We start from the raw sequence: 22,478 nt of genomic DNA, 5'->3' as shown, positions 1-22,478 counted from the left end.
GTGGGGGTCTTACTGCCCGTTAATGCGGGAGAAAATTTATTTAACTATAAAAACAAGGGGATTCTAAATGGAATCTTCTTGTTTTTGCAATTGACAAATAGAATGAAGTTTTATAATATATAAATCGTAATAATTACGTTTTAGTTGCGATCTTTGAAAGAAAGGAGAAATAAATATGCGTGTAAATATTACATTAGCTTGTACGGAGTGCGGCGATCGTAATTACATTTCTAAAAAAAATAAACGAAACAATCCAGAACGCATCGAATTAAAAAAATATTGTCCACGATTAAAGCGAGTAACGTTACATCGTGAAACGAAGTAGAAGACTAGAGATATCTCTAGTCTTTTTTTATAGTTCTTTGGTTTTGTTTGTTATAATTACCTTAAATTGTAATAAAGGGAGCGGTATGATGAATCAAAAAGATAAAGAAAGAAAAGAGCAAGTGGCTCATATTATTAATATTCCAGATGAATATAGTCTTGTTGTAGATGATCAAGAAGGGGTTGATGACCCGTATCATTTATTGTGGTGGGCACATAAAGATGATGAGGAGAAACAGATACAAATTACATTAAATAGACATACTGGTAATTTAATTGAATTTAAGATAGATGATGAAAATTCTTTTTCAAGTGGCAAGGAAGCGATAGAGGAGAAGAAGGCAAGAGAGATTGTAAATGCGTTCTTGAAAAAATATACAAAAGAAGGATATGAATTCTATACATATGTAACGGTTAAGGACGACAGGCGCGGTTGGAAAGAAGTAAATTATATGCAAGAAGTGAATAGCTATCCATTGCCTAATACAGGGTGCGTTGTGCGAGTGCACCCTTCAGGTAATGTTGTGCATTTTCATTACAATGGACAAAAAGCTATAGAGAAAAAACCGTTATGGCCAAGTGAAATTGTTGAGGAGAATATCGTTTTAGAAAATTTGAAAGCTAGACAAGATATGAGACTTGTATTTGTAGATTTAACATACTCTTCAAGTGAGTATGAAAGCGGGGAAGAAGTAAAAAGGTACCATCTTGTATATGAACCAGAGCCTAGTCATGCGTTTATTGATGCAAGTACAGGTAAAGATTTATTTGGACCAGATCATTATAAATTGCCTTCGGCTGTAGCTGTTGAAAAATCGAAAAAAGGTAACGAACGAGGTGACGTATTCGAATTATTTGACTGGAATAAAGAAGGTTTTACAAAAGTAGATGAGACAGAAAATGATGATGAAATAAGGATGAAATTTGTTCCGAAAGAGGAATTACAAAAACAGAAAGAAGAAAAGGATCCATATTTAATGAATGAATTCTTTAAAAAGCATTTACCGATGTTGAAATATAATAATTTAGTTAGCGTTAAAATTGATAAATTAACCAATGAATTAACTGGTTTTATAAAACTGACAGATGATCAAGAAGTAAAGCAAATACTGTCTAGAGAGGAATGTTTACAAAGAGCACTTCAATTTTTAGAACGAGTTATTCCAGATATCACACAATATCTGCGTCTTTGGGAGGAACGTGAAGAAGCAGAAGATGGGATTGAAAGATTTATCTTTTCTGTATATATAAATGATATTCCGGCAGAGTATAACCAATTTATGATTAACATCAATGCAGAAAATGGTGCTGTTATGCACTACTCGGGGGAGTCTAGCAACTTTATAAAAGAATTGCTCACATATGAAATAACACCAAAAGTAACTAAAGAAAAAGCGTTAGAAATATACAGAGAGGCTATCCGAGTTAAATTAGAATGGTTTTTAGATCATGATGCAGAGGAAACGAAATACAAACTACTTTACAAACAAACGACAGATGAAAAACATAAAGAACCTTTTAATTGTAGGCGGGAAATTCGTTATATTGATGCCCAAGCGGGGAGAAAGATTTGGAGTAAGTAAAATAAAAAGAGTTATTTTTCAAAGAAAATAACTCTTTTTATTTTTATACTTTGCCTGTTCGTTTTTCAAAAGTAAATGTGATAGGAAGATTGGAATGAGAACTATCACTTTTAAATATTACTTTCCATTCTTTAGTATGGGCTTTAATTTCAAAATTAAGAAGATTCATCGCTCTACGTTTATCTATTTCTAAAAACATATTATGAATTTCTGGTTCTTGCTGTAAATTAAGAGCTTTTAGTGTGACTGTAAATGTGAAAAAATTCTGCCCTTCATATACTATTTTTGATATTTTTGTTTTTTGTTTATTTAACAGCACATAAAAACGGTCTGATGGAGTTAATTGTACAGAGTCATCAGTAATTTCATTTTCGCTATTATGAAGTTCAACTAAGTAAGATGTACTATGAGAAGAATCTTTTTTGCTTGTAATCTGTAATTCAGTAGGAATCATCGGTATTTCATAAAAATCATTTCTTATTATGTTGTTGTAATCCTCTGAAAATTTACGAACTTCTTTTGGAAAAGAGTCTTCTTGTGTACTTAAAAAAGTTTTGTTTTGCTTTGGAATTTTTTTACTAAAATTTAATGTTTCTTTAAAGTAATAATTGGATCCAGTTAAAAATAAACAACTACAGATTAATAAAAAAATTCGATACGGATTTTGAAAGTGAAAGAATAATAGTATACATGTAATAATTCCAATTACATAGAAAATAAAGATAAGTAGTTCTGGTTTTGAGTGAAAGGAGAAACCATAGTTATGAAAAAATTTTATTCCAGTTATAATTTGAGCTCCAAAAAATAAAGAAATTCCAAATTGAAAAAATAATAAATCAGGCCCTCTTTTAATAACAAAAGTAATGAACGAAATGAAAAGTAAAAATACCCCTAAATAAATTGTTACATTTAATAATCGTTCTAATGTAATCATGAATAGTGTCCCCTTTAATAGCATATTCATATATAAATAACAATTTTATTTAATTATAATATAACGATAAAATATTTTAAATGTTAGAAGTGTTGAGTTTTATAAATAAACTGTACAGACACAAACAACCTCACGCCCACATACACATAATAAAGACCACTATTTTGGCGGAGGTGAAAGGTTTGAGTCTATTCGCCGCAATTGGATATATGGTTCGAGAAGTGTTTGTCTTTGTTTCTTATGTGAAGAACAATGCGTTCCCGCAGCCGTTATCATCAGATGATGAGAGAAAGTACTTAGAGTTAATGGAGCAAGGTGATGCTCAAGCGAGAAATCTTTTAATTGAACATAATTTACGGCTTGTAGCTCATATCGTTAAAAAATTTGAGAACACAGGAGAAGATGCAGAAGATTTAATTTCAATTGGTACGATCGGGCTCATTAAAGCGATCGAGAGCTATTCTGCAGGAAAGGGAACGAAGCTTGCGACGTATGCAGCACGCTGTATTGAAAATGAAATTTTGATGCATTTACGTGTACTAAAGAAAACGAAAAAAGATGTTTCACTTCATGATCCGATCGGGCAAGATAAAGAGGGCAATGAAATATCGCTTATTGATATATTAAAATCAGAGTCTGAAGATGTAATTGATATGATTCAGCTTAGTATGGAGTTAGAAAAAATTAAAGAGTATATCGATATTTTAGACGAAAGAGAAAAAGAAGTGATTGTGAAACGTTTTGGACTTGGGCTAGATAAGGAGAAAACACAGCGGGAAATCGCTAAAGCGCTTGGTATTTCTAGAAGCTACGTATCACGGATTGAAAAGCGTGCTTTAATGAAAATGTTCCACGAGTTTGTAAGGGCAGAGAAAGAGAAAAAAGCGAAAGAGTAAAGTGTATTAGAAGCAGCCATATTTAAAATGGGCTGCTTTTCTTATTGTAAATAAGAAAAGAAAACGCGTTATGCTAAGAAGAAATACATGTTCACTGTTGAAAATGACGGATTCTATCTGTAATATTAGAAGGTGCTAAATAATTTAAGAATAATACCATACTTAGTTTTCTGTATATATAATAAGGCAGCTTTATATGATATGTGGGAATAAGAACCAATTTTACATATGATATAGAAAGAAAAGAAGGGAAAACTAAAGTTATAGACTGATTAGGGGGTTTCGCAATTTGCGACGTACATTATATCGACTTATGATAGAACTTACAAATGGTCGCTTTACTTCTTATATATTACGTAAATTTGCACAATCTCGTTTGAGCTCTATCATTATTCCATCGTACGCGAAAGTTTTTCAAATTAATCAAGGTGAGATGGAAAAGGGTTTGAAGGAATATAGAACATTGCATGAATTATTTACGCGTAAGCTAAAAGAAGGAAAGCGTAGTATTGATACAGATGCATCGAGTATCGTTAGTCCTGTTGATGGTGTTTTTGCAGATCATGGTCCTATTGAGGATACAAAAACATTTGATATTAAAGGAAAGCGCTATTCAATCGTGGATATGCTAGGTAATGAAGAACGTGCAACGCGATATGCAGGCGGTACATATATGGTAATTTATTTGAGTCCAAGTCATTATCATCGCATTCATAGTCCGCTTTCTGGTTCTGTGACTGAAAGATTTGTACTCGGTAGAAAATCATATCCGGTAAATGCAGCTGGTATGGAATACGGGAAAGAACCACTGTCAAAAAATTATCGTTCTGTTACAGAAGTAAGCAGTGATGGCGAGCATATGGCTCTTGTAAAAGTAGGTGCTATGTTTGTTAATAGTATTGAGCTTTTGCATGAGAGAGACACTGTTCAAAAAGGTGAAGAAATGGCATACTTTACATTTGGTTCAACAGTTGTGTTATTGTTTGAAAAAGATATGATAGAAGTAGTGCAGGAATTAAAGAGTGGACAAGAGCTTCGTCTTGGTGAAAAAATAGCTACTCGCTTAGCTTATAAATAAAGAAAAGCTTTTATAACCGTAAGTAAGAGTTATGGGCAAAGATACTTAATGATGAAATCCCCTAGATGGGAGTACTTGTTTATTCGAGAGCCATCGTAGGATGGCTCTTTTTACAGGGCATCTAATAATTTATCCTTTAACTGTTTGATTGGTAAGGGTTGATTAAACTTTCACTTTATATGTAATCAAGATGATTTGACAAGCTTGTCCTCTAATGAGCGTCTAATGATTTCTTGTTTTATAAGTAAAATGAAGTCGGGATTTAATTTTAGTTCTTTTGCTTTATAATAAGACTCAGTGAGTAACTCAGTGGATAACTGTTCCATATGTTTTGTTTTCAAGGTGAGTCACCTCCTAATAATATAAGGATTGATTCGTTGATGCATTTAATGTACCAAAAAAATATGACAGTCACAAACGAGTGGTTATCCACATACCTAGGTGGATAAAGTGTGTATAGTTTGTTAGTAAATTCCAAATTAACTGCAAAATTAATGTGGAAAATGTGTACAATTTTATCCACAGGTTATATATCGAAAAATGTTGTCGAAAAATTTTATGAAAAATCCTCAAAGAGGTGAAAGAAATTGAAACTATTTTTACCAAATGAATATGTGAAAAATGTATATCATGTTCAACCAGAAGATTTAAAAAAACGTGGGATTAAAGGCGTTATTACTGACTTAGATAACACTTTAATTGAATGGGATCGTCCCAATGCAACGCCGCAACTTGAAAAATGGTTCTTGGAAATGAAAGAGCAAGGCATTCAAGTAACGGTCGTTTCAAATAATAATGAGCAACGTGTGAAAGATTTTGCTGATCCATTAGGTATTCCATTTATTCATAGTGCACGTAAACCATTTGTTCGCGCATTTAAGCGTGCGATACAAGAGATGCGTTTGCAGCCAGATGAAGTTGTAGTAATTGGAGATCAGTTACTGACTGACGTGCTTGGTGGAAACCGAGTAGGTCTTCATACAATTTTAGTTGTACCGGTAGCACAAACGGACGGATTAGTAACGCGCTTTAATCGAAAAATTGAACGAAGAATTATGAAAAATATGAAGAAAAAAGGTTTAATTAACTGGGAGGAATAAAGTTTGACTGAAACAATTAAATGTATTGGTTGCGGTGTAGAAATTCAAACAGAAAATAAAAACGAAGTGGGGTATGCTCCTGCCTCATCTTTAGAGAAAGAACAAGTTATTTGTCAACGTTGTTTTCGCTTGAAGCATTACAATGAAATTCAAGATGTATCGTTAACAGATGATGACTTCCTACGCATTTTAAATGGAATTGGAAAATCAGATGCATTAGTAGTCAAAATTGTAGATATTTTTGATTTTAATGGTAGCTGGTTACCTGGCTTACATCGTTTCGTAGGGAATAATAAAGTATTACTTGTTGGAAATAAAGCTGATTTAATTCCAAAGTCAGTAAAACATGATAAAGTAAAACATTGGATGCGCTATAGTGCAAAGCAGCTAGGATTAAAACCAGAAGATGTCTTTTTAATTAGTGCAGCGAAGGGACAAGGAATTGCTGAACTAGCAGATGCTATTGAGTATTATCGCGGCGGCAAAGATGTTTATGTTGTTGGATGTACGAATGTAGGGAAATCGACATTTATTAATCGTATGATTAAAGAATTTAGTGATGAGACTGAAAATGTAATTACAACATCTCATTTCCCAGGAACAACACTGGATTTAATTGATATTCCATTGGACGAAGAGTCTTCTTTATATGATACGCCAGGTATTATTAACCACCACCAAATGGCTCATTATGTTGGAAAGCAAAGCTTAAAGCTTATTACACCAACAAAAGAAATTAAGCCGATGGTATTCCAATTAAATGAAGAACAAACGTTATTCTTTAGTGGATTGGCACGTTTTGATTATGTAAGTGGTGGTCGTCGTGCATTTACTTGTCACTTCTCGAATCGCTTAACAATCCATCGTACAAAGCTTGAGAAAGCAGATGAATTATATAAAAATCATGCTGGGGATTTACTAAGCCCACCAACGCCAGAAGAATTAGCAAATATGCCTGAGCTAGTGAAATACGAATTTAATATTCGTGAACCTAAAACAGATGTTGTATTCTCTGGATTAGGATGGGTTACTGTGAACGAACCAGGAGCAAAAATTGTTGCACACGTACCAAAAGGAGTAAGTGTTTCACTACGTAAATCTTTAATTTAATATGGAGAGGGATTTATGAAACAATTATATGGTGTAATCGGAAATCCAATTGGACATTCATTATCACCCGTTATGCATAACGATGCATTTGAACACTTGAATATGGATGCCCATTATCATGCGTTCCTTGTTGAAGAGGAATTGCTAGGGGAAGCAGTAAGAGGTTTAAAAGCATTAGGTATTTCAGGATTTAATGTAACAACTCCGCACAAGGTTGCTATTATGGAGTATTTGGATGAGATTGACCCATTGGCAAGGAAAATCGGTGCAGTAAATACAGTGGTTCATAAGGATGGAAGATTAATTGGCTATAACACAGACGGGATTGGTTTTGTTCGAGCGCTGCAGTCAATTAGTAATGAACCACTTCAAGGGAAACGTATTTTGTTACTTGGTTCAGGTGGTGCTAGCCGAGCTATTTATTTTTCTCTTGCTGATGTAGGTGTAAAAGAGATTGATGTAGCCAATCGTACAGTAGATAAGGCAAAGGAACTTATTGCTGCACGTACGGCCGATGTTAATTCTGTTGCTTTGTCATTAGAAAAAGCGACAGAAGAACAAGGAAATTATGATATTATCATTCAGACGACAACGATAGGTATGCATCCACACGTAGAACATACGCCATTACAAATTTGTTCGTTAAAAAAAGGAACGATTGTATCAGATATAATTTATAATCCATTTGAAACGAAAATTTTATGTGAGGCAAAAGAGCAAGGTGCAATCATTCAAAATGGTATTGATATGTTTGTTTATCAAGGAGCACTTGCATTTGAAATGTGGACAGGACGCACGCCAAATATCGAGAGAATGAAACAATTAGTTATAGAAAAGCTTGGAGGCTAACATATATGTTAACAGGAAAACAAAAAAGATTTTTACGTGCACAAGCACATCATTTAACACCAATTTTTCAAGTAGGAAAAGGCGGAGTAAATGAAAATATGATTAAACAAATCGCAGATACTTTAGAAGCTCGTGAGTTATTTAAAGTAAGTGTATTACAAAACTGTGAATTTGATCGCCGTGAGGTTGCGGAAGAACTTGCAAAAGGTGCACGTGCTGAAATCGTTCAAGTAATTGGAAGCACAATCGTTTTATACAAAGAATCAAGAGAAAATAAACAAATTAAGCTTCCTCGATAAAAAGACTAGCATGCGCTATTTTTATCGTTTATGCGTAATGATGTAGAGAGCGAAACCAATTGAACTTTTATTAATAGCAACTCTCTTCATTCCTAACCGAGGAGAGTTGCTGTATGTAAAAGGAAGGGGCGTTTCTTTTGAGAAAAATTGGCATCATTGGCGGTACATTTGATCCGCCTCACTATGGACATTTGCTAATTGCAAATGAAGTATATCACGCTTTGAACTTGGAAGAAGTATGGTTCTTGCCAAACCAGATTCCGCCACATAAACAAGGGCGGAATATTACAAGTGTAGAAAGTCGTTTACATATGTTAGAGCTCGCGACTGAGGCAGAAGAGCACTTTTCTATTTGTTTAGAAGAGCTAAGTAGGAAGGGCCCATCTTATACGTATGACACTATGTTACAATTGACGAAGAAGTATCCGGATGTGCAGTTTCACTTTATTATTGGTGGGGATATGGTTGAGTATTTACCGAAGTGGTATAACATTGAAGCTTTACTTAATCTTGTAACGTTTGTTGGAGTTGCAAGACCTGGGTATACATTGCATACACCATATAAGATTACTACAGTGGAAATTCCGGAATTTGCAGTTTCTTCATCCTTATTACGTGAGAGATATAAGGAGAAGAAAACGTGTAAATATTTACTTCCCGAAAAAGTACAGGTATATATCGAGAGGAATGGGTTGTATGAATCGTGAGAATGCACTGCATATTGTCAAACAACAAATGCATGAAAAACGTTATATACACACAATTGGTGTAATGGAGACAGCGATTGAGCTTGCTAAGTTATACGGTGTGGACGAAAAAAAAGCAGAGATGGCAGCTATATTCCATGATTATGCGAAATGTAGAGCAATTTCAGAGATGGAAGAGATTATTAAACGTGAAGATTTGCCGAAAGATTTACTTTGCTATAACAAAGAGTTATGGCATGCACCTGTTGGGGCATACTTAGTAGAAAAAGAAGTAGGCATTACGGATTCTGAAATTTTGCAAGCTATTACATATCATACAAGTGGTCATGAGAATATGACGATGTTAGATAAAGTGATTTATGTAGCTGATTACATTGAACCTGGGCGAAAGTTTCCAGGAGTGGAAGAGGCTCGTAAACTCGCATATGCGGATATAAATCAAGCTTTATTATTTGCGTTAAAGAGAACAATTCAATTTTTAATGGAAAAAGATCAGACGATTTATCCATTAACATTCCAAACATACAATGCAGTTATCAAGGAGGAAATGAGTAAATGAACGATAAAGATTTATTAGTATTAGCGGCAAAAGCAGCTGATGATAAGAGAGCAGAAGATATGGTTGTCCTAAATATGCAAGGTATTTCACCAATTGCAGATTATTTCATTATTTGTCACGGGAATTCAGACAAACAAGTGCAAGCAATTGCACGTGAAATTAAATCAAAAGCACATGAGTTCCAAATCGACGTACAACGTATGGAAGGGTTTGACGAAGCACGTTGGGTATTAGTTGATCTTGGAGATGTAGTTGCTCATGTATTCCATAAAGATGAGCGTAATCACTATAATTTAGAGCGTCTATGGGGCGATGTGCCACGTGAAGATATTACAGAAGAGTTAGGCCAATGAAATACGAACAATTTGCATTGTTGTACGACGAACTAATGAATGATGTCCCTTATGATAAATGGGTGGAATTTACAGAGGAAAGTTTACAGCAGGCAGATATGAAAGAGGCAAAAATTCTTGATGTAGCATGCGGTACAGGTAATGTAACCCTGCCGCTTGTGCAAAAGGGTTACGATTTAATAGGTGTCGATCTTTCAGAAGAAATGTTAACAGTCGCTCAGCAAAAACTAGGAGGAGAGGGATACTTTATTCCTTTTTATCAACAAGACATGCGAGAGCTTGATGTTCCAGGTGAGTTTGATTGTGTAACCATCTTTTGTGATTCATTAAATTATGTATTGCAAGAAGATGGAGTACAAGAAACATTTAGAAGAGTATTTCATCATTTACGTCAAGATGGTTTGTTTTTATTTGATGTACATTCTTTATATAAAATACATCATGTATTTCAAAATGAAACGTATACAGTGAATGGAGAAGAAATATCTCTTATTTGGAATTGCTTCCCTGGTGAAGAATCAAATAGTGTAGAGCATGATTTAACATTCTTTGTTCAAGATCCGGAAGAAGATGTGTACCATCGGTTTGACGAATGTCACGTGCAACGTGCATATCAAGTGGAAGAGTTAACGAAATGGCTTGAAGAAGCAGGTTTTACAGTGCTTCGTGTAACAGGTGATTTTGAGCGACTTGAAGTTACAGAACAAACAGAGCGTATTTTCTTCATGGCGAAGAAAAACGGATAAAACAAAAGCAACCGAGAAGGTTGCTTTTGTTTTATAAAGAAAATGTATTTTTAGTTCTAGCATAATCTGAAGATTGTATGCGTAAAGTGTGGGAATAGTAGTTGAAGTGAAAATGTATTGTAAAAAAGTAAGTATTTATAAAAAGGATTTGGAATGAAAATGACGTATTTATTATGTGTGTTTATTGAATTGCTGATCAACGCATTCTAAATCTTCATCAAATTTTTCATGTGTTCGCTCGATTAACTTATGGAACATATCTCCAACGTGCTCTTCTAAAACCCGAATGCCTTCCCCAGTAACGCCGCCTTTCACGCAAACCTTTTCTTGTAAGGTAGGTAATGTGAAGATTTCTTTTTCAAGTAATTTCCCCATCCCCACGACCATTTCACTTACTAAAGTAGTAGCCTCTTCGTGTGTAATATTTGTTTTATCTACAGCAGCGTTAATGAAGCGTTGTAGTAAATAACTAAAGAAAGCAGGACCGCAACTTGCTATATCAGATGAAACGCGCGTTATATCTTCTTTTATTACAAGAGGTGTAGAAATGTTTTTGAATAGACGAAGTAGTTTTTGTTGCCATTCTTCAGAGCAATTATCTCCAAATGTAAATAGTGAGGCGCCAGAGAGCGCGCGATTTGTGATACTTGGAATGATACGCGCGACGTGGCAAGGTACGAGAGTCTCTAATTGTGATGGAGATATTGGACTTGTAATAGAAACTAAGCACGTTTCATCAGAAAAATGTTCAGCGTATTTTTTTAGGATAGGGTATATATCTATCGGCTTGACACAAATAAAAATAAGTTGTGATTGTTCGATTACTTCCGGGATTGTTTTTGCTATATGAACAGAAGGGTATTTTTCTTTTATATGATATGCTTTTGCAGGCGTCCGATTAATGATTGTAAGGCACGAAGGTTTGACAGCACGGGTTTCTAAAAATGCATCGATTAGTATATTCCCCATGTTTCCTGTCCCTATAATTCCTATGTTCAAAGTTTCATCCCTCCTTCGTAACAGCTTTCTCCTAAACAATATGAATGATGTTATAAATTTATGATTAGAGGTGTAAAATGATGTGGGATTTTCCGAAAAAGTGGTTAGGTTTAGTAGCTATTATTGGAACTTTACTTTTTCTTGTTTTTTGGAAAACGAATCAGAGTGTAGAACGAATGCCTATTACAATGAATGTACAAGAGAAGGAGATAGAAAAAAAGGGTAAACCGAAAATATCGGATACAAAGGAACAGAAAAGAACAATTATAATTGATGTGAAAGGAGCGGTCAGTAAAGAAGGGGTATATGAAATGAAGGAAGGAGATCGCGTAAAGGATGCGGTTCAAAAGGCTGGTGGTTTTTTATCAGAAGTAGATATGAAAAAAGTGAATTTAGCACAAATTGTACAAGATCAAATGCTTCTTTATATACCGAGTAAAAATGAGTCAGAACAAGGGGTGCTTACTTCTTCTAAGGAAGATGGTAAGATTCGAATAAATACAGCGGCGAAAGAACAACTAGAAAAAATTACAGGGATTGGCTCTCGAAAGGCAGAAAGTATTTTGAAATATCGAGAAGAACATGGTCCGTTTCAGAAAATAGAAGATTTATTAGAGATTGATGGGATTGGTGCGAAGTCTCTTGAAAAGATAAAAGATCAAATTATTATTCCGTAAAAGATTGACGAAGTTTTTCTTCTTTCGCTACACTACAAGTAGACAAAAAAGTAGGTGAAAAATATGGAACGAATTTCATGGGATCAATATTTTATGACGCAAAGCCATCTACTATCTTTGCGTAGTACATGTACAAGGCTTGCGGTAGGAGCGACGATCGTTCGCGATAAACGAATTATTGCTGGTGGGTATAATGGTTCAATTAAAGGTGGCGTACATTGTATAGATGATGGTTGTTACGTAATCGATAATCATTGTGTTCGGACAATTCATGCCGAAATGAATGCTTTATTACAATGTGCCAAGTTTGGTGCGAAAACAGAGGAAGCAGAAATTTACGTTACGCATTTCCCTTGTTTACAATGTTGTAAGGCAATTATTCAAAGTGGTATTACAGCGGTTTATTATGCGCAGGATTATAAAAATCATCCATACGCCATAGAGTTATTTGAACAAGCGAACGTAACAGTGAAGCACGTTCCGCTAGAATATGATATTGCTGCATTAGAGGAGCAAAAACGTTATACAGAGTTGAAAGAATTATTTGCGTCTTTAGAAAAAGATAATTTATCAATGGAAGAATTACAGCATGTATTCACGAAAGCAAAAATGATGCTATAAGGAGTGAGTATAAGTTGCAGGAACAATGGGGGTATGTTGCAATCTCATTTATAATAGGGGTTGCAATTGCCTTTTCCTCGTCACTTTTATTGATAGTTTTTTGCCTCTTTTTAAATGTTTTCTTCTGTTTATATCGCACTTCGCGTAAAACCTTCATTTTTTGTATTGTAGCGTGCTTTAGTAGCGCCATATACACTTCCTATGTTCAAACGTGGAATAAGCCTCTAGGGGAGTCCTATGGAGTTACAAGAGGGGTTATACAAAATGCACCGCTTGTTAATGGGGATCGCCTATCTTTTCAATTTGAAGATCAGAATAAAAATATAGTGCAGTTAAGTTATAGAATCAAATCAGTCTTGGAAAAGAAAAAAATGCAACAATTATACGCAGGGATATCATGTGTATTCGAGGGTGAGAGGAAAGAACCGGAAACAGCTCGGAATTTTCATGGTTTTAATTACCGTGATTATTTATACAAACAACATATTCATTTCACATTTGAGGCTACATATATTGCTGAATGCTATAAAACATCACTGTCGCTCACGCAATGGATTCTTCTTTTGAGGCAACAAGCAATCTCGAAAGTTACAGAAATGTTTCCAGAGCAATCAGGTGCTTTTATGAATGCATTACTATTTGGTGATAGACAACAAATGACGTTTGAAGTGGAAGAGCAATATCAACGATTTGGTCTTGTACATTTGTTAGCAATTTCAGGTTCGCACATTGTAATGTTAATGGTGATAGTATATTTTATTTTGCTAAGAAGCGGTGTGACAAGGGAGGTAGCAACAATTTGCCTTATCGTTTGTATTCCCTTGTATATGGTTTTAGCAGGGGCGTCACCCTCTGTTATAAGAGCTTCTATAACAGGAGTTTTGATGTTGATTGCTTTTATGTGCTCGATTCGTTTATCTAGTTTAGATGCTTTAAGTGTAACAGCTATATGCATGCTTATATATGACCCTTATCTTGTTTTTAATATTGGATTTCAGTTTTCTTTTGTAGGTAGCTTCGCTTTACTTTTGTCTGCTCCGTTATTGTTAGAGAGTAGCAACGGAATAATCCGAAATTCTATTTATATTTCTATCATTTCACAGCTCGTTAGTACTCCGATTTTGTTATATCACTTTGGTTATTTTTCTCCATATAGCATTCTCCTCAATCTCTTATACGTTCCGTTTTTATCTATCATTGTATTACCATGTAGCATTATTATTTTACTGTGTATGCCAATTGTCCCGTTTCTCGCAAAAGGATTTGCCGATGTATTATCAATAGGCTTGAGTATGTCTAATGATTTTCTAAGTCATTGTGAAAGTTTACCATTTACCCAGCTTATCTTCGGGGAAACACCCTTCAATCTTGTAGCTGTATATTGCGCCAGTATTGTCAGTATATTGATGGTTTGGGAACGGAGAGCGCCGAAAAAAATAGTTTGTATAGTTGCGAGTGTATTTCTTTTTATTAGCACATGTCATTATATATATCCATATTTTAGAGGCAGCGGAAGTGTAACATTTATTGATGTTGGACAAGGTGATGCAATATTAATTCGCCTTCCGTATGATAAAGGGATTTATCTTATTGATACAGGTGGAACGCTTCGTGTAAATAAGGAAGAATGGCAACAAAAAAAGCATGAATTTTCTGTTGGAAATGATGTTTTAATACCCTTTTTACAAAAAGAAGGTATTAAAACAATTGATAAATTAATCGTAACGCATGGAGATGCAGATCATATAGGTGCTGCGCAAGAATTATTATCATATATACCTGTAAAAGAAGTGGTATTTGGCCGAAAGGGAAAAGATGCAGTATTAGAAAAAGTAGTCAAGAAACGGGCATTAGAAAAGGAAATGAAAATAACTGAAGTGGGGGAAGGGGAGAGTTGGAGTGTAAATGAAGCGGAATTTTTCGTTTTAGCTCCAAAAGGAAAAGAAAAAAGCGAAAATAACGCTTCAATTGTAATATGGGCAAAATTTGGAGGGTTGAAGTGGCTATTTACAGGCGATTTGGAAGAAGAAGGGGAAAAGATTTTAGTAGAGGCATATCCAGATTTACAAGTGGATGTTTTAAAAGTTGCTCATCATGGGAGTAATACGTCATCTATAGAGCCTTTTTTGAACGTCATACAGCCTCGTGTAGCGATTATATCTGTTGGTAAGCAGAATAGGTATGGACACCCGCATAAAGAAGTGATAGAGCGTTTTGAGAAGATGGGGAGTGCGATATGGCGCACGGACAAGCAAGGTGCTATTTCCTATGTTTTTAAAGGGGAAAATGGAACCTTTAAAAGTAAAATCACATATGATAAAACACATAATAGATGAAAAAGAGAAGACTGCCATGAAGTGGCAGTCTTTAAGAACCGATAAATTTAATAACAGTTGCAATGATGAAAAGTGTTGCGAAAAAACCAAATGAGACGATAAATCCTACCCCTGAATCAATAGCGTCATTGCGTTTACTTTGAACGTTTTGTTCAAAATCATTCATTTAGAATCCCTCCCCAACATTCCACTTTAGTATAAAATATTGTCAGAAAAAAATCTACAATTTCCATATGAAGAGAAAACGAGCTTTTTTGTTACTTGTAAATCATGAAGTAATGTGAGTTTTTCGTTTCCAAGCATGTTAACAGTTGGCACTTATACTCAAATTTTTATTGCGAATAATAAAGGGAAGGTGATTACCGCACACCAATAAGAAACCCGGGGCTTATTGCGTGGCGTTTAATATAAATAAAGGGACGGGTTATAAAGCCTGTTCCTTTGTACTTGTAAAACAAAAGCTAGGGCATTAGTATAAATATATATTGCCAAGTTAGGGAGTAGGAAAAAGTATGAGTGATATACATAAAAAAATTAAAAAGAAACAGTTTGCTCCGTTATATTTAATATATGGAACGGAAGCTTTTTTTATAAATGAAACGATAAAGCTTATTACGACAGAAGCACTTGAAGAAGAAGATCGAGAGTTTAATGTTGTGACATACGATTTAGAAGAAGCGTATTTAGAAGATGTGGTTGAGGATGCGCGTACGCTTCCTTTCTTCGGAGAACGAAAAGTACTGTTAATAAAATCACCGCTATTTTTGACTTCGCAAAAAGAAAAGTTAGAGCAAAATATAAAAATTTTAGAAGAATACATTGGTGAACCTTCTCCATTTTCTATTCTTGTTTTTGTTGCGCCTTACGAAAAACTTGATGAGCGAAAAAAAATTACAAAACTATTAAAGAAAACAGCAGATGTAGTAGAAGCGAATGCGATGCAAGTACAGGATGTTCAGAAGTGGATTGTTGCTCGTGCAGATGAAGTGCATGTGCATATTGATAACGCGGCTGTTAGTTTGTTGCTAGAGCTTGTGGGAAGTAATGTAACGATGTTGGCGAAGGAAATGGACAAGTTAACGTTATACGTTGGTATGGGCGGAGAGATTACGACGAAACTTGTTGCAGAGCTTGTGCCAAAATCAGTTGAGCAAAATGTATTTGCTTTGACAGAAAAAGTGGTGAAAAAAGATATTGCAGGTGCAATGCAAATTTTGGATGGATTATTTACGCAGCAGGAAGAGCCGATTAAATTGCTTGCGTTATTAGTGAGTCAATTCCGCTTGTTGTATCAAGTGAAAGAGCTACAGCAACGTGGTTATGGACAAAATCAAATTGCGTCTCATATTGGTGTACATCCGTATCGTGTAAAGTTAGCAATGAATCAAACGAAGTTTTTCTCTTTTGAAGAATTAAAAAAAGTGATTATAGAATTAGCGGAAGCTGATTATAGTATGAAGACGGGAAAGATGGATAAGAAGCTTGTGCTCGAATTTTTCTTAATGCGATTAAATCATATGTGATGACACAAAAAAGTTCATGCACTTAGTGCATGAACTTTTTTGTATATAAAAAAACGATCCAAATGGATCGTTTTTTAAACGCCTTACGCGTTTACTTGTTTCGCTAAGCGAGATTTTTGACGAGCTGCAGCGTTTTGGTGGATAAGACCTTTACGAGCTGCTTTGTCAAGTTTTTTAGAAGCAGTTTTGAAAGCTTCTTTAGCATTTTCAAGATCGTTATTAGTAACTAAAGCTTCTACAGTTTTAACAGCAGAACGCATGTCAGACTTGATAGAAGCGTTATGTGCACGACGCTCTTCGCTAAGTTTAGCGCGTTTGATAGCAGATTTGATGTTTGCCATACTTTTCACCTCCCTGGTGCAATCGAATGACTCGATTCTTACATAGAACAAGTGATATTCTATCAAACGGTGAAGAGAATTGCAATAGTATATCCATGAAATTTCACGTAAAGGAAAGAATGACCTTATATAACTTTGGGAAATCTAACGATATTTACTATGAATTACGGAGGAGATACGATGAAAGAACCATTAGATTTAAGTAAATATAGCATTAGAACTGACCTTGCTGTAGAAGCTCATCAAATGTTGCAAGAAAGCCAAGAAGAACAAAAAGGGATACAGGGAGTTATTGTAAAAGAGAGAGAAGAAGAAGGTACTATAATTACAAAAGTAACGATTGATGAAGCTGCCTCTGAAGCGATGGGGAAAAAACCTGGAAATTATTTAACACTTGAAGTACAAGGGATACGTCAGCAAGATACAGAACTTCAACAAAAAGTGGAGCGTATTTTTGCAAAAGAATTTTCTTGTTTCTTAGAAGAGGTTGGAGTTACAAAAGAAGCAAGCTGTTTAATTGTAGGTCTTGGGAATTGGAATGTAACACCAGATGCTCTTGGACCGATAGTTGTAGAAAATGTATTAGTAACGAGACATTTGTTTCAATTGCAGCCTGAAAGTGTAGAAGAAGGATTTAGGCCTGTTAGTGCAATTCGGCCGGGGGTAATGGGGATTACAGGAATCGAAACGAGCGATGTTATTTATGGAATTATTGAGAAGACGAACCCGGACTTTGTAATTGCAATTGATGCATTAGCTGCTCGTTCTATTGAACGAGTAAATAGCACGATACAAATTTCTGATACTGGAATCCATCCTGGATCAGGGGTTGGGAATAAACGTAAAGAACTAAGTAAAGACACATTAGGTATCCCTGTTATCGCAATTGGTGTTCCGACTGTGGTCGATGCTGTTTCGATTACAAGTGATACGATTGATTTTATTTTGAAACATTTTGGTCGAGAGATGAAAGAAGGAAATAAACCTTCACGATCTTTGTTACCAGCGGGATTTTCATTTGGAGAAAAGAAAAAATTAACAGAAGAAGATATGCCGGATGAAAAGAGCAGAAATATGTTTTTAGGTGCTGTTGGTACGTTGGAAGAAGAAGAAAAAAGAAGGCTGATTTATGAAGTGCTATCTCCTCTTGGTCATAATTTAATGGTAACCCCAAAAGAAGTAGATACTTTTATTGAGGATATGGCGAATGTAATAGCGAGTGGTTTAAATGCAGCGCTACATCATCAAATTGATCAAGATAATACGGGAGCATATACACATTGAGGGGAACAGATGATTATGGTTTGAGTCGCTTTGCGCTTTTGTGTATATGTAGTGTAGCTTTATGTTTACTTATGATGATAGCAGGAGTGGCACTTGCTAATCATGGTTTGAAAAGTATGAAAGGCTATCAGCAATTGTCATATGAACAAATAGCTCATATGACAGGGACAGAAAGTACAGGTGCTGAATCAGAAATTTTGGGTAGCTCGTTTTCGGCCTCAGAAAAACAACAGCAATTAGAACGTTTAAGAAGTTTTAATGTTGTAGAAGGAATTGGGATGGCGGTAGCAAGTGTAGCTTATGAAATGACGAAGTTCGGGACGGATATAGTTGTTGGGAAAATAAAAGGAATTTTTAGCTAAGAGTAACATGGGAGGCGGTTGTTTTACTGATTTGTAAGACAGCCGTTTTAAAATTTGAAAAGGGTTTGTCTCTTATGGTTTATTCGCATAAGATATAGATAGAATGATTTGTATCGTAAGCAGCACGAGTTTTCATTGAATCTTTGTTGCTCTATTGATATAATCAGTGCTAGTGTATATTGGCGAGACTATTAGGAGTTGAGAACATAGATGAATAAAGAAGAAAGAGCAAAAAGACAGTCCAAAATTCGTAATTTCTCTATTATTGCTCATATTGACCACGGAAAATCAACGTTAGCAGACCGTATTTTAGAGAAAACAAACGCGTTAACACAACGCGAAATGAAAGCTCAGTTGCTTGACTCTATGGATTTAGAGCGTGAGCGTGGTATTACAATCAAATTAAACGCAGTACAATTAAACTATAAAGCAAAAGATGGTGAAGAGTATATTCTTCATTTAATTGATACACCAGGACATGTCGACTTTACGTACGAAGTATCTCGTAGTTTAGCGGCTTGTGAAGGCGCGATTCTTGTAGTAGATGCAGCGCAAGGTATTGAAGCGCAAACGTTAGCAAACGTATACTTAGCGCTTGATAACAATTTGGAAATTTTACCAGTTATTAATAAAATCGACTTACCAAGTGCGGATCCAGAACGTGTACGTCAAGAGGTAGAAGATGTAATTGGTTTAGATGCATCAGAAGCGGTACTTGCTTCTGCGAAAGCTGGAATTGGTATTGAAGAAATTTTAGAACAAATTGTTGAAAAAGTACCAGCTCCGTCGGGTGATTCAGAAGAGCCATTACAATGTATGATTTTCGACTCTTTATATGATCCGTACCGCGGTGTAATTGCTTATATCCGTGTTGTAAATGGAACAGTAAAAGTTGGCGATAAAGTACGTATGATGGCAACGGGTAAAGAATTTGAAGTAACAGAAGTAGGTGTATTTACACCGAAAACTACGCAACGTGACGAGTTAACAGTAGGTGATGTAGGTTTCTTAGCAGCATCGATTAAAAATGTTGGTGACACACGTGTTGGTGATACGATTACACATGCGAAACGTCCAGCTGCAGAGCCGTTAGCAGGTTACCGTAAGTTAAACCCGATGGTATTCTGTGGTCTGTATCCAATTGACTCTGCTCGTTATAACGATTTACGTGATGCATTAGAAAAATTAGAGTTAAACGATTCTGCTCTTGAGTTTGAACCAGAAACATCTCAAGCGCTAGGATTTGGTTTCCGTTGTGGTTTCTTAGGGCTTCTTCACATGGAAATCATTCAAGAACGTATTGAACGTGAATTTAAGATTGACTTAATTACAACAGCGCCAAGCGTTATTTATAAAGTTTATTTAACTAACGGTGAAGATGTTATTGTTGATAACCCATCTAATATGCCAGATCCACAGTCTATCGATCGTGTAGAAGAGCCGTTTGTGAAGGCTTCAATTATGGTTCCGAATGACTATGTTGGAGCTGTAATGGAGATTTGCCAAGGTAAACGTGGAACGTTTATTGATATGCAATATTTAGATGAAACGCGTGTTACATTAACATATGAAATCCCGTTATCAGAAATCGTATATGACTTCTTCGATCAATTGAAATCAAATACGAAAGGGTATGCATCGTTTGACTACGAGTTAATTGGCTATAAACCATCTAAACTTGTGAAAATGGATATTCTTTTAAATAATGAACAAGTGGATGCTTTATCATTTATCGTACACCGTGATTCAGCGTATGACCGTGGTAAAGTAATCGTAGAGAAATTAAAAGAATTAATTCCGAGACAACAATTTGAAGTGCCAATTCAGGCGACTATCGGAAATAAAGTTGTAGCACGTTCTACAATTAAAGCGATGCGTAAAAACGTACTTGCAAAATGTTACGGCGGTGACATTTCTCGTAAGCGTAAACTTCTTGATAAGCAAAAAGAAGGTAAAAAACGTATGAAGTCTGTTGGTTCTGTAGAAGTACCGCAAGAGGCATTTATGGCTGTACTGAAAATGGATGACAACTAATATTTGAAATAAAAAAGAAGTCGTTTGTGCGGCTTCTTTTTTCTGTATAATTACTTTTTAGACATCTGAGCAGCTCTCATTTACAATAATGAGAGAGCTTTTTAGTTCATATAGAGTTAGGAGATTGTTAATGTCCGAAAATATTCGAAAAGATATTCAAGATAAAATACAAAATGGTAATTTTAATTGTGAAAAGGAATTGACGCTTTCTATTATTAGTGGAAAGTGGAAAGTTGTGATACTGTGGCACCTTGGTGTGGAAGGACCACATCGTTTCAGTGAATTACAACGGTTATTCCCAAGCATTTCTCATAAAGTTTTGTCGAACCAATTAAAAGAGTTAATGGAAGATGGAATTGTTGATCGGACAGTATATCCCGAAATTCCTCCTCGCGTTGAGTATTATATGACGGAACTAGGCATGTCGCTTTTACCGATCGTTGAAATGATGTATGATTGGGGGAAAATGCGAATGGAACAAATTCGTAATACGTTAGAGAAGTAGAGAACCCTCCGGAGTGCGGAGGTTTTCTTTTTAGAAAGGTAGGAGTTATATTTGGTACAAGCTGCATATATTCATATTCCGTTTTGTCAGCACATTTGTCACTATTGTGATTTTAATAAAGTGTTTATTGAACGCCAACCGGTTGATCAATATTTAGATTATTTAGAGAAGGAAATAATAAATACGGTTCAAAAAGTTCCGTTTGATAGTATAAAAACGATTTTTGTGGGCGGGGGAACTCCGACAGCGTTAAATATGGAACAGACAAAAAAATTACTCGAGATTATTAATCGTCATTTGCGTCCGTTCGCCCCAAATTGTGAATTAACATTTGAAGCGAATCCAGGAGATCTGCCGAAAGAGAAGTTGAATGTACTGCTAGAAGGTGGAGTGAATCGAATTAGTTTTGGTGTGCAAACGTTCCGTGATGAACTGCTTGAGAAAATCGGGCGCAAGCATACGAGGGAAGATGCATTCCTCGCGATTCGAGAAGCACAGGAAGTAGGATTTAAAAATATTAATGTAGATATTATTTATGCTTTGCCAGGACAGACGATAGAAGATGTAAAAGAAACATTAGATATTGCTTTTACGCTTGGTGTACAACATTTCTCTGCATACTCATTAATTGTGGAACCTAAAACAGTGTTTTATAACTTAATGAACAAAGGGAAATTGCGTCTTCCGGGTGAAGACCATGAAGCGAAAATGTATGAAATAGTAATGGATGAAATGGAGAAACACGGTTATAACCAGTATGAAATTAGTAATTTCTCAAAAGGTGACAATAAAAGTAGACATAATCTCACATACTGGAATAATGAAGAGTATTATGGATTTGGAGCTGGAGCTCATAGTTATGTGAACGGGGAACGTATTCAAAATGTAGGTCCGCTGAAGCAATATTTTAATAAAATTGATGAAACAGGATTTCCGTATTTAGATGTTCACAAAGTGACGGAGAAAGAAAGAATGGAAGAAGAGCTGTTCTTAGGGCTTCGAAAAACAAAAGGTGTTTCTAAAACGGCGTTCCGCAATAAATTTAATGTAGAGATGGATCAAGTTTTCGCGAAGCAGTTACAAAGCAACCAAGAGCAGGGATTGCTTGAAGAGGAAGATGGACATGTGCGTTTAACGCGAAAAGGAAAATTATTAGGGAATGAAGTATTCCAATCATTTTTGATTGACTAATTAAATGTTCCATAGGCGTGAAAAAGTTTCATTATTTCGTGACGTTTCCGTTGACAATTGAATGTCA

26 protein-coding genes are annotated in these 22,478 nt (G+C 35.4%); 21 read left to right on the top strand and 5 right to left on the bottom strand.

Annotated features, from left to right (window positions below; translation table 11 throughout):
• Window positions 1-175: 175 nt before the first annotated feature.
• Window positions 176-325, top strand: coding sequence for a 50S ribosomal protein L33 (gene rpmG / locus HMPREF2590_RS07555; RefSeq protein WP_001265617.1), 150 nt, complete (start codon window positions 176-178; stop codon window positions 323-325).
• 88 nt (window positions 326-413) lie between these two features.
• Window positions 414-1,907 carry a YcdB/YcdC domain-containing protein gene (locus HMPREF2590_RS07550; protein ID WP_001072069.1) on the top strand — a complete coding sequence of 498 codons (1,494 nt, stop codon included), beginning with the start codon at window positions 414-416 and terminating at the stop codon, window positions 1,905-1,907.
• A gap of 43 nt (window positions 1,908-1,950) precedes the next feature.
• On the opposite strand, the gene HMPREF2590_RS07545 is transcribed toward HMPREF2590_RS07550, so the two are convergent.
• On the bottom strand, window positions 1,951-2,871 hold the full coding sequence (locus tag HMPREF2590_RS07545; protein ID WP_080014548.1) for a hypothetical protein: 921 nt from the start codon (window positions 2,869-2,871) through the stop codon (window positions 1,951-1,953).
• 152 nt (window positions 2,872-3,023) lie between these two features.
• Between HMPREF2590_RS07545 and sigK the strand changes: the two genes are divergently transcribed.
• A complete protein-coding gene (gene sigK / locus HMPREF2590_RS07540) occupies window positions 3,024-3,737 on the top strand; it encodes an RNA polymerase sporulation sigma factor SigK (RefSeq protein ID WP_000051382.1) in 714 nt (237 codons plus the stop codon).
• 289 nt (window positions 3,738-4,026) lie between these two features.
• Complete coding sequence (locus HMPREF2590_RS07535) at window positions 4,027-4,815, top strand: phosphatidylserine decarboxylase (RefSeq protein ID WP_001255009.1); 789 nt, start codon at window positions 4,027-4,029, stop codon at window positions 4,813-4,815.
• 185 nt (window positions 4,816-5,000) lie between these two features.
• Here HMPREF2590_RS07535 and sda read toward each other — a convergent pair whose 3' ends face one another.
• A complete protein-coding gene (gene sda, locus HMPREF2590_RS07530; protein WP_000850094.1) occupies window positions 5,001-5,156 on the bottom strand; it encodes a sporulation histidine kinase inhibitor Sda in 156 nt (51 codons plus the stop codon).
• Window positions 5,157-5,402: 246 nt separating this feature from the next.
• On the opposite strand from sda, the gene HMPREF2590_RS07525 reads away from it, so the two are divergent.
• From HMPREF2590_RS07525 to HMPREF2590_RS07490, 8 genes are all read left to right on the top strand, one after another.
• Window positions 5,403-5,915, top strand: a complete 513-nt coding sequence (locus HMPREF2590_RS07525; protein ID WP_000765314.1) for a YqeG family HAD IIIA-type phosphatase — start codon at window positions 5,403-5,405, stop codon at window positions 5,913-5,915.
• 3 nt (window positions 5,916-5,918) lie between these two features.
• Window positions 5,919-7,025, top strand: a complete 1,107-nt coding sequence (yqeH, locus tag HMPREF2590_RS07520; protein WP_000140799.1) for a ribosome biogenesis GTPase YqeH — start codon at window positions 5,919-5,921, stop codon at window positions 7,023-7,025.
• Between the two features lie 15 nt (window positions 7,026-7,040).
• Complete coding sequence (gene aroE / locus HMPREF2590_RS07515; RefSeq protein WP_000812076.1) at window positions 7,041-7,874, top strand: shikimate dehydrogenase; 834 nt, start codon at window positions 7,041-7,043, stop codon at window positions 7,872-7,874.
• A 5-nt stretch (window positions 7,875-7,879) separates the two neighbouring features.
• Window positions 7,880-8,173 carry a ribosome assembly RNA-binding protein YhbY gene (yhbY, locus tag HMPREF2590_RS07510; RefSeq protein WP_000955224.1) on the top strand — a complete coding sequence of 98 codons (294 nt, stop codon included), beginning with the start codon at window positions 7,880-7,882 and terminating at the stop codon, window positions 8,171-8,173.
• 137 nt (window positions 8,174-8,310) lie between these two features.
• Window positions 8,311-8,880 (top strand): nicotinate-nucleotide adenylyltransferase, encoded by a 570-nt coding sequence (gene nadD, locus HMPREF2590_RS07505; RefSeq protein WP_001226048.1) that lies wholly within the window; start codon window positions 8,311-8,313, stop codon window positions 8,878-8,880.
• On the top strand, window positions 8,870-9,439 hold the full coding sequence (yqeK, locus tag HMPREF2590_RS07500; RefSeq protein WP_001078475.1) for a bis(5'-nucleosyl)-tetraphosphatase (symmetrical) YqeK: 570 nt from the start codon (window positions 8,870-8,872) through the stop codon (window positions 9,437-9,439). The genes nadD and yqeK overlap by 11 nt, the downstream gene beginning before the upstream one ends.
• Complete coding sequence (rsfS, locus tag HMPREF2590_RS07495; protein ID WP_000998173.1) at window positions 9,436-9,792, top strand: ribosome silencing factor; 357 nt, start codon at window positions 9,436-9,438, stop codon at window positions 9,790-9,792. Before yqeK ends, rsfS begins: the two co-directional genes overlap by 4 nt.
• Complete coding sequence (locus HMPREF2590_RS07490; protein WP_000873069.1) at window positions 9,789-10,538, top strand: class I SAM-dependent methyltransferase; 750 nt, start codon at window positions 9,789-9,791, stop codon at window positions 10,536-10,538. The genes rsfS and HMPREF2590_RS07490 overlap by 4 nt, the downstream gene beginning before the upstream one ends.
• A 171-nt stretch (window positions 10,539-10,709) precedes the next feature.
• On the opposite strand, the gene comER is transcribed toward HMPREF2590_RS07490, so the two are convergent.
• Entirely contained in the window at window positions 10,710-11,537 is an 828-nt protein-coding gene (gene comER, locus HMPREF2590_RS07485) for a late competence protein ComER (protein ID WP_001020556.1), read from the bottom strand.
• 77 nt (window positions 11,538-11,614) lie between these two features.
• On the opposite strand from comER, the gene HMPREF2590_RS07480 reads away from it, so the two are divergent.
• The 3 genes from HMPREF2590_RS07480 to HMPREF2590_RS07470 all read left to right on the top strand — a co-directional run bounded on the left by HMPREF2590_RS07480 (window position 11,615) and on the right by HMPREF2590_RS07470 (window position 15,171).
• Complete coding sequence (locus HMPREF2590_RS07480) at window positions 11,615-12,214, top strand: helix-hairpin-helix domain-containing protein (protein ID WP_000989932.1); 600 nt, start codon at window positions 11,615-11,617, stop codon at window positions 12,212-12,214.
• Between the two features lie 63 nt (window positions 12,215-12,277).
• Window positions 12,278-12,835, top strand: coding sequence for a ComE operon protein 2 (locus tag HMPREF2590_RS07475; protein ID WP_000439773.1), 558 nt, complete (start codon window positions 12,278-12,280; stop codon window positions 12,833-12,835).
• Between the two features lie 14 nt (window positions 12,836-12,849).
• Window positions 12,850-15,171 (top strand): DNA internalization-related competence protein ComEC/Rec2, encoded by a 2,322-nt coding sequence (locus HMPREF2590_RS07470; RefSeq protein ID WP_002098060.1) that lies wholly within the window; start codon window positions 12,850-12,852, stop codon window positions 15,169-15,171.
• 31 nt (window positions 15,172-15,202) lie between these two features.
• Here HMPREF2590_RS07470 and HMPREF2590_RS07465 read toward each other — a convergent pair whose 3' ends face one another.
• On the bottom strand, window positions 15,203-15,337 hold the full coding sequence (locus tag HMPREF2590_RS07465) for a YqzM family protein (RefSeq protein WP_000997609.1): 135 nt from the start codon (window positions 15,335-15,337) through the stop codon (window positions 15,203-15,205).
• Window positions 15,338-15,683: 346 nt separating this feature from the next.
• Here HMPREF2590_RS07465 and holA point away from each other — a divergent pair, with 346 nt between their 5' ends.
• Window positions 15,684-16,694 carry a DNA polymerase III subunit delta gene (holA, locus tag HMPREF2590_RS07460; protein WP_001279908.1) on the top strand — a complete coding sequence of 337 codons (1,011 nt, stop codon included), beginning with the start codon at window positions 15,684-15,686 and terminating at the stop codon, window positions 16,692-16,694.
• A gap of 83 nt (window positions 16,695-16,777) precedes the next feature.
• Here the strand turns inward: holA and rpsT are convergent, their stop codons facing one another.
• Window positions 16,778-17,035, bottom strand: coding sequence for a 30S ribosomal protein S20 (gene rpsT, locus HMPREF2590_RS07455; RefSeq protein WP_001274011.1), 258 nt, complete (start codon window positions 17,033-17,035; stop codon window positions 16,778-16,780).
• A 180-nt stretch (window positions 17,036-17,215) separates the two neighbouring features.
• On the opposite strand from rpsT, the gene gpr reads away from it, so the two are divergent.
• The 5 genes from gpr (at window position 17,216) to hemW (ending at window position 22,411) form a co-directional block, all read left to right on the top strand.
• On the top strand, window positions 17,216-18,319 hold the full coding sequence (gene gpr / locus HMPREF2590_RS07450) for a GPR endopeptidase (protein WP_000662616.1): 1,104 nt from the start codon (window positions 17,216-17,218) through the stop codon (window positions 18,317-18,319).
• Entirely contained in the window at window positions 18,316-18,681 is a 366-nt protein-coding gene (locus HMPREF2590_RS07445; RefSeq protein ID WP_001215034.1) for a YqxA family protein, read from the top strand. The genes gpr and HMPREF2590_RS07445 overlap by 4 nt, the downstream gene beginning before the upstream one ends.
• 210 nt (window positions 18,682-18,891) lie before the next feature.
• Entirely contained in the window at window positions 18,892-20,715 is a 1,824-nt protein-coding gene (lepA, locus tag HMPREF2590_RS07440) for an elongation factor 4 (RefSeq protein WP_001030951.1), read from the top strand.
• A gap of 130 nt (window positions 20,716-20,845) precedes the next feature.
• Window positions 20,846-21,220 carry a winged helix-turn-helix transcriptional regulator gene (locus HMPREF2590_RS07435; protein ID WP_001293539.1) on the top strand — a complete coding sequence of 125 codons (375 nt, stop codon included), beginning with the start codon at window positions 20,846-20,848 and terminating at the stop codon, window positions 21,218-21,220.
• Window positions 21,221-21,271: 51 nt separating this feature from the next.
• Entirely contained in the window at window positions 21,272-22,411 is a 1,140-nt protein-coding gene (gene hemW, locus HMPREF2590_RS07430) for a radical SAM family heme chaperone HemW (protein WP_000249427.1), read from the top strand.
• Window positions 22,412-22,478 lie beyond the last annotated feature (67 nt).

It is taken from the genome of Bacillus sp. HMSC036E02 (genome assembly GCF_001836235.1).
GTDB classification, from domain to species: Bacteria; Bacillota; Bacilli; order Bacillales; family Bacillaceae_G; genus Bacillus_A; species Bacillus_A cereus.
Note: the sequence above shows the minus strand (reverse complement) of the source record. Positions and strands in the feature narration are given on the sequence as shown.

What these genes read in the sequence shown, in the direction of transcription:
- gpr (WP_000662616.1), top strand. Translation starts at nt 17,216, where the DNA reads ATGAAAGAACCATTAGATTTAAGTAAATATAGCATTAGAACTGACCTT.
- rpsT (WP_001274011.1), bottom strand. Translation starts at nt 17,035, where the DNA reads ATGGCAAACATCAAATCTGCTATCAAACGCGCTAAACTTAGCGAAGAG.
- lepA (WP_001030951.1), top strand. Translation starts at nt 18,892, where the DNA reads ATGAATAAAGAAGAAAGAGCAAAAAGACAGTCCAAAATTCGTAATTTC.
- HMPREF2590_RS07465 (WP_000997609.1), bottom strand. Translation starts at nt 15,337, where the DNA reads ATGAATGATTTTGAACAAAACGTTCAAAGTAAACGCAATGACGCTATT.
- HMPREF2590_RS07490 (WP_000873069.1), top strand. Translation starts at nt 9,789, where the DNA reads ATGAAATACGAACAATTTGCATTGTTGTACGACGAACTAATGAATGAT.
- aroE (WP_000812076.1), top strand. Translation starts at nt 7,041, where the DNA reads ATGAAACAATTATATGGTGTAATCGGAAATCCAATTGGACATTCATTA.
- yhbY (WP_000955224.1), top strand. Translation starts at nt 7,880, where the DNA reads ATGTTAACAGGAAAACAAAAAAGATTTTTACGTGCACAAGCACATCAT.
- yqeK (WP_001078475.1), top strand. Translation starts at nt 8,870, where the DNA reads ATGAATCGTGAGAATGCACTGCATATTGTCAAACAACAAATGCATGAA.
- rpmG (WP_001265617.1), top strand. Translation starts at nt 176, where the DNA reads ATGCGTGTAAATATTACATTAGCTTGTACGGAGTGCGGCGATCGTAAT.
- HMPREF2590_RS07545 (WP_080014548.1), bottom strand. Translation starts at nt 2,871, where the DNA reads ATGAATATGCTATTAAAGGGGACACTATTCATGATTACATTAGAACGA.
- HMPREF2590_RS07550 (WP_001072069.1), top strand. Translation starts at nt 414, where the DNA reads ATGAATCAAAAAGATAAAGAAAGAAAAGAGCAAGTGGCTCATATTATT.
- HMPREF2590_RS07475 (WP_000439773.1), top strand. Translation starts at nt 12,278, where the DNA reads ATGGAACGAATTTCATGGGATCAATATTTTATGACGCAAAGCCATCTA.
- holA (WP_001279908.1), top strand. Translation starts at nt 15,684, where the DNA reads ATGAGTGATATACATAAAAAAATTAAAAAGAAACAGTTTGCTCCGTTA.
- HMPREF2590_RS07435 (WP_001293539.1), top strand. Translation starts at nt 20,846, where the DNA reads ATGTCCGAAAATATTCGAAAAGATATTCAAGATAAAATACAAAATGGT.
- rsfS (WP_000998173.1), top strand. Translation starts at nt 9,436, where the DNA reads ATGAACGATAAAGATTTATTAGTATTAGCGGCAAAAGCAGCTGATGAT.
- HMPREF2590_RS07480 (WP_000989932.1), top strand. Translation starts at nt 11,615, where the DNA reads ATGATGTGGGATTTTCCGAAAAAGTGGTTAGGTTTAGTAGCTATTATT.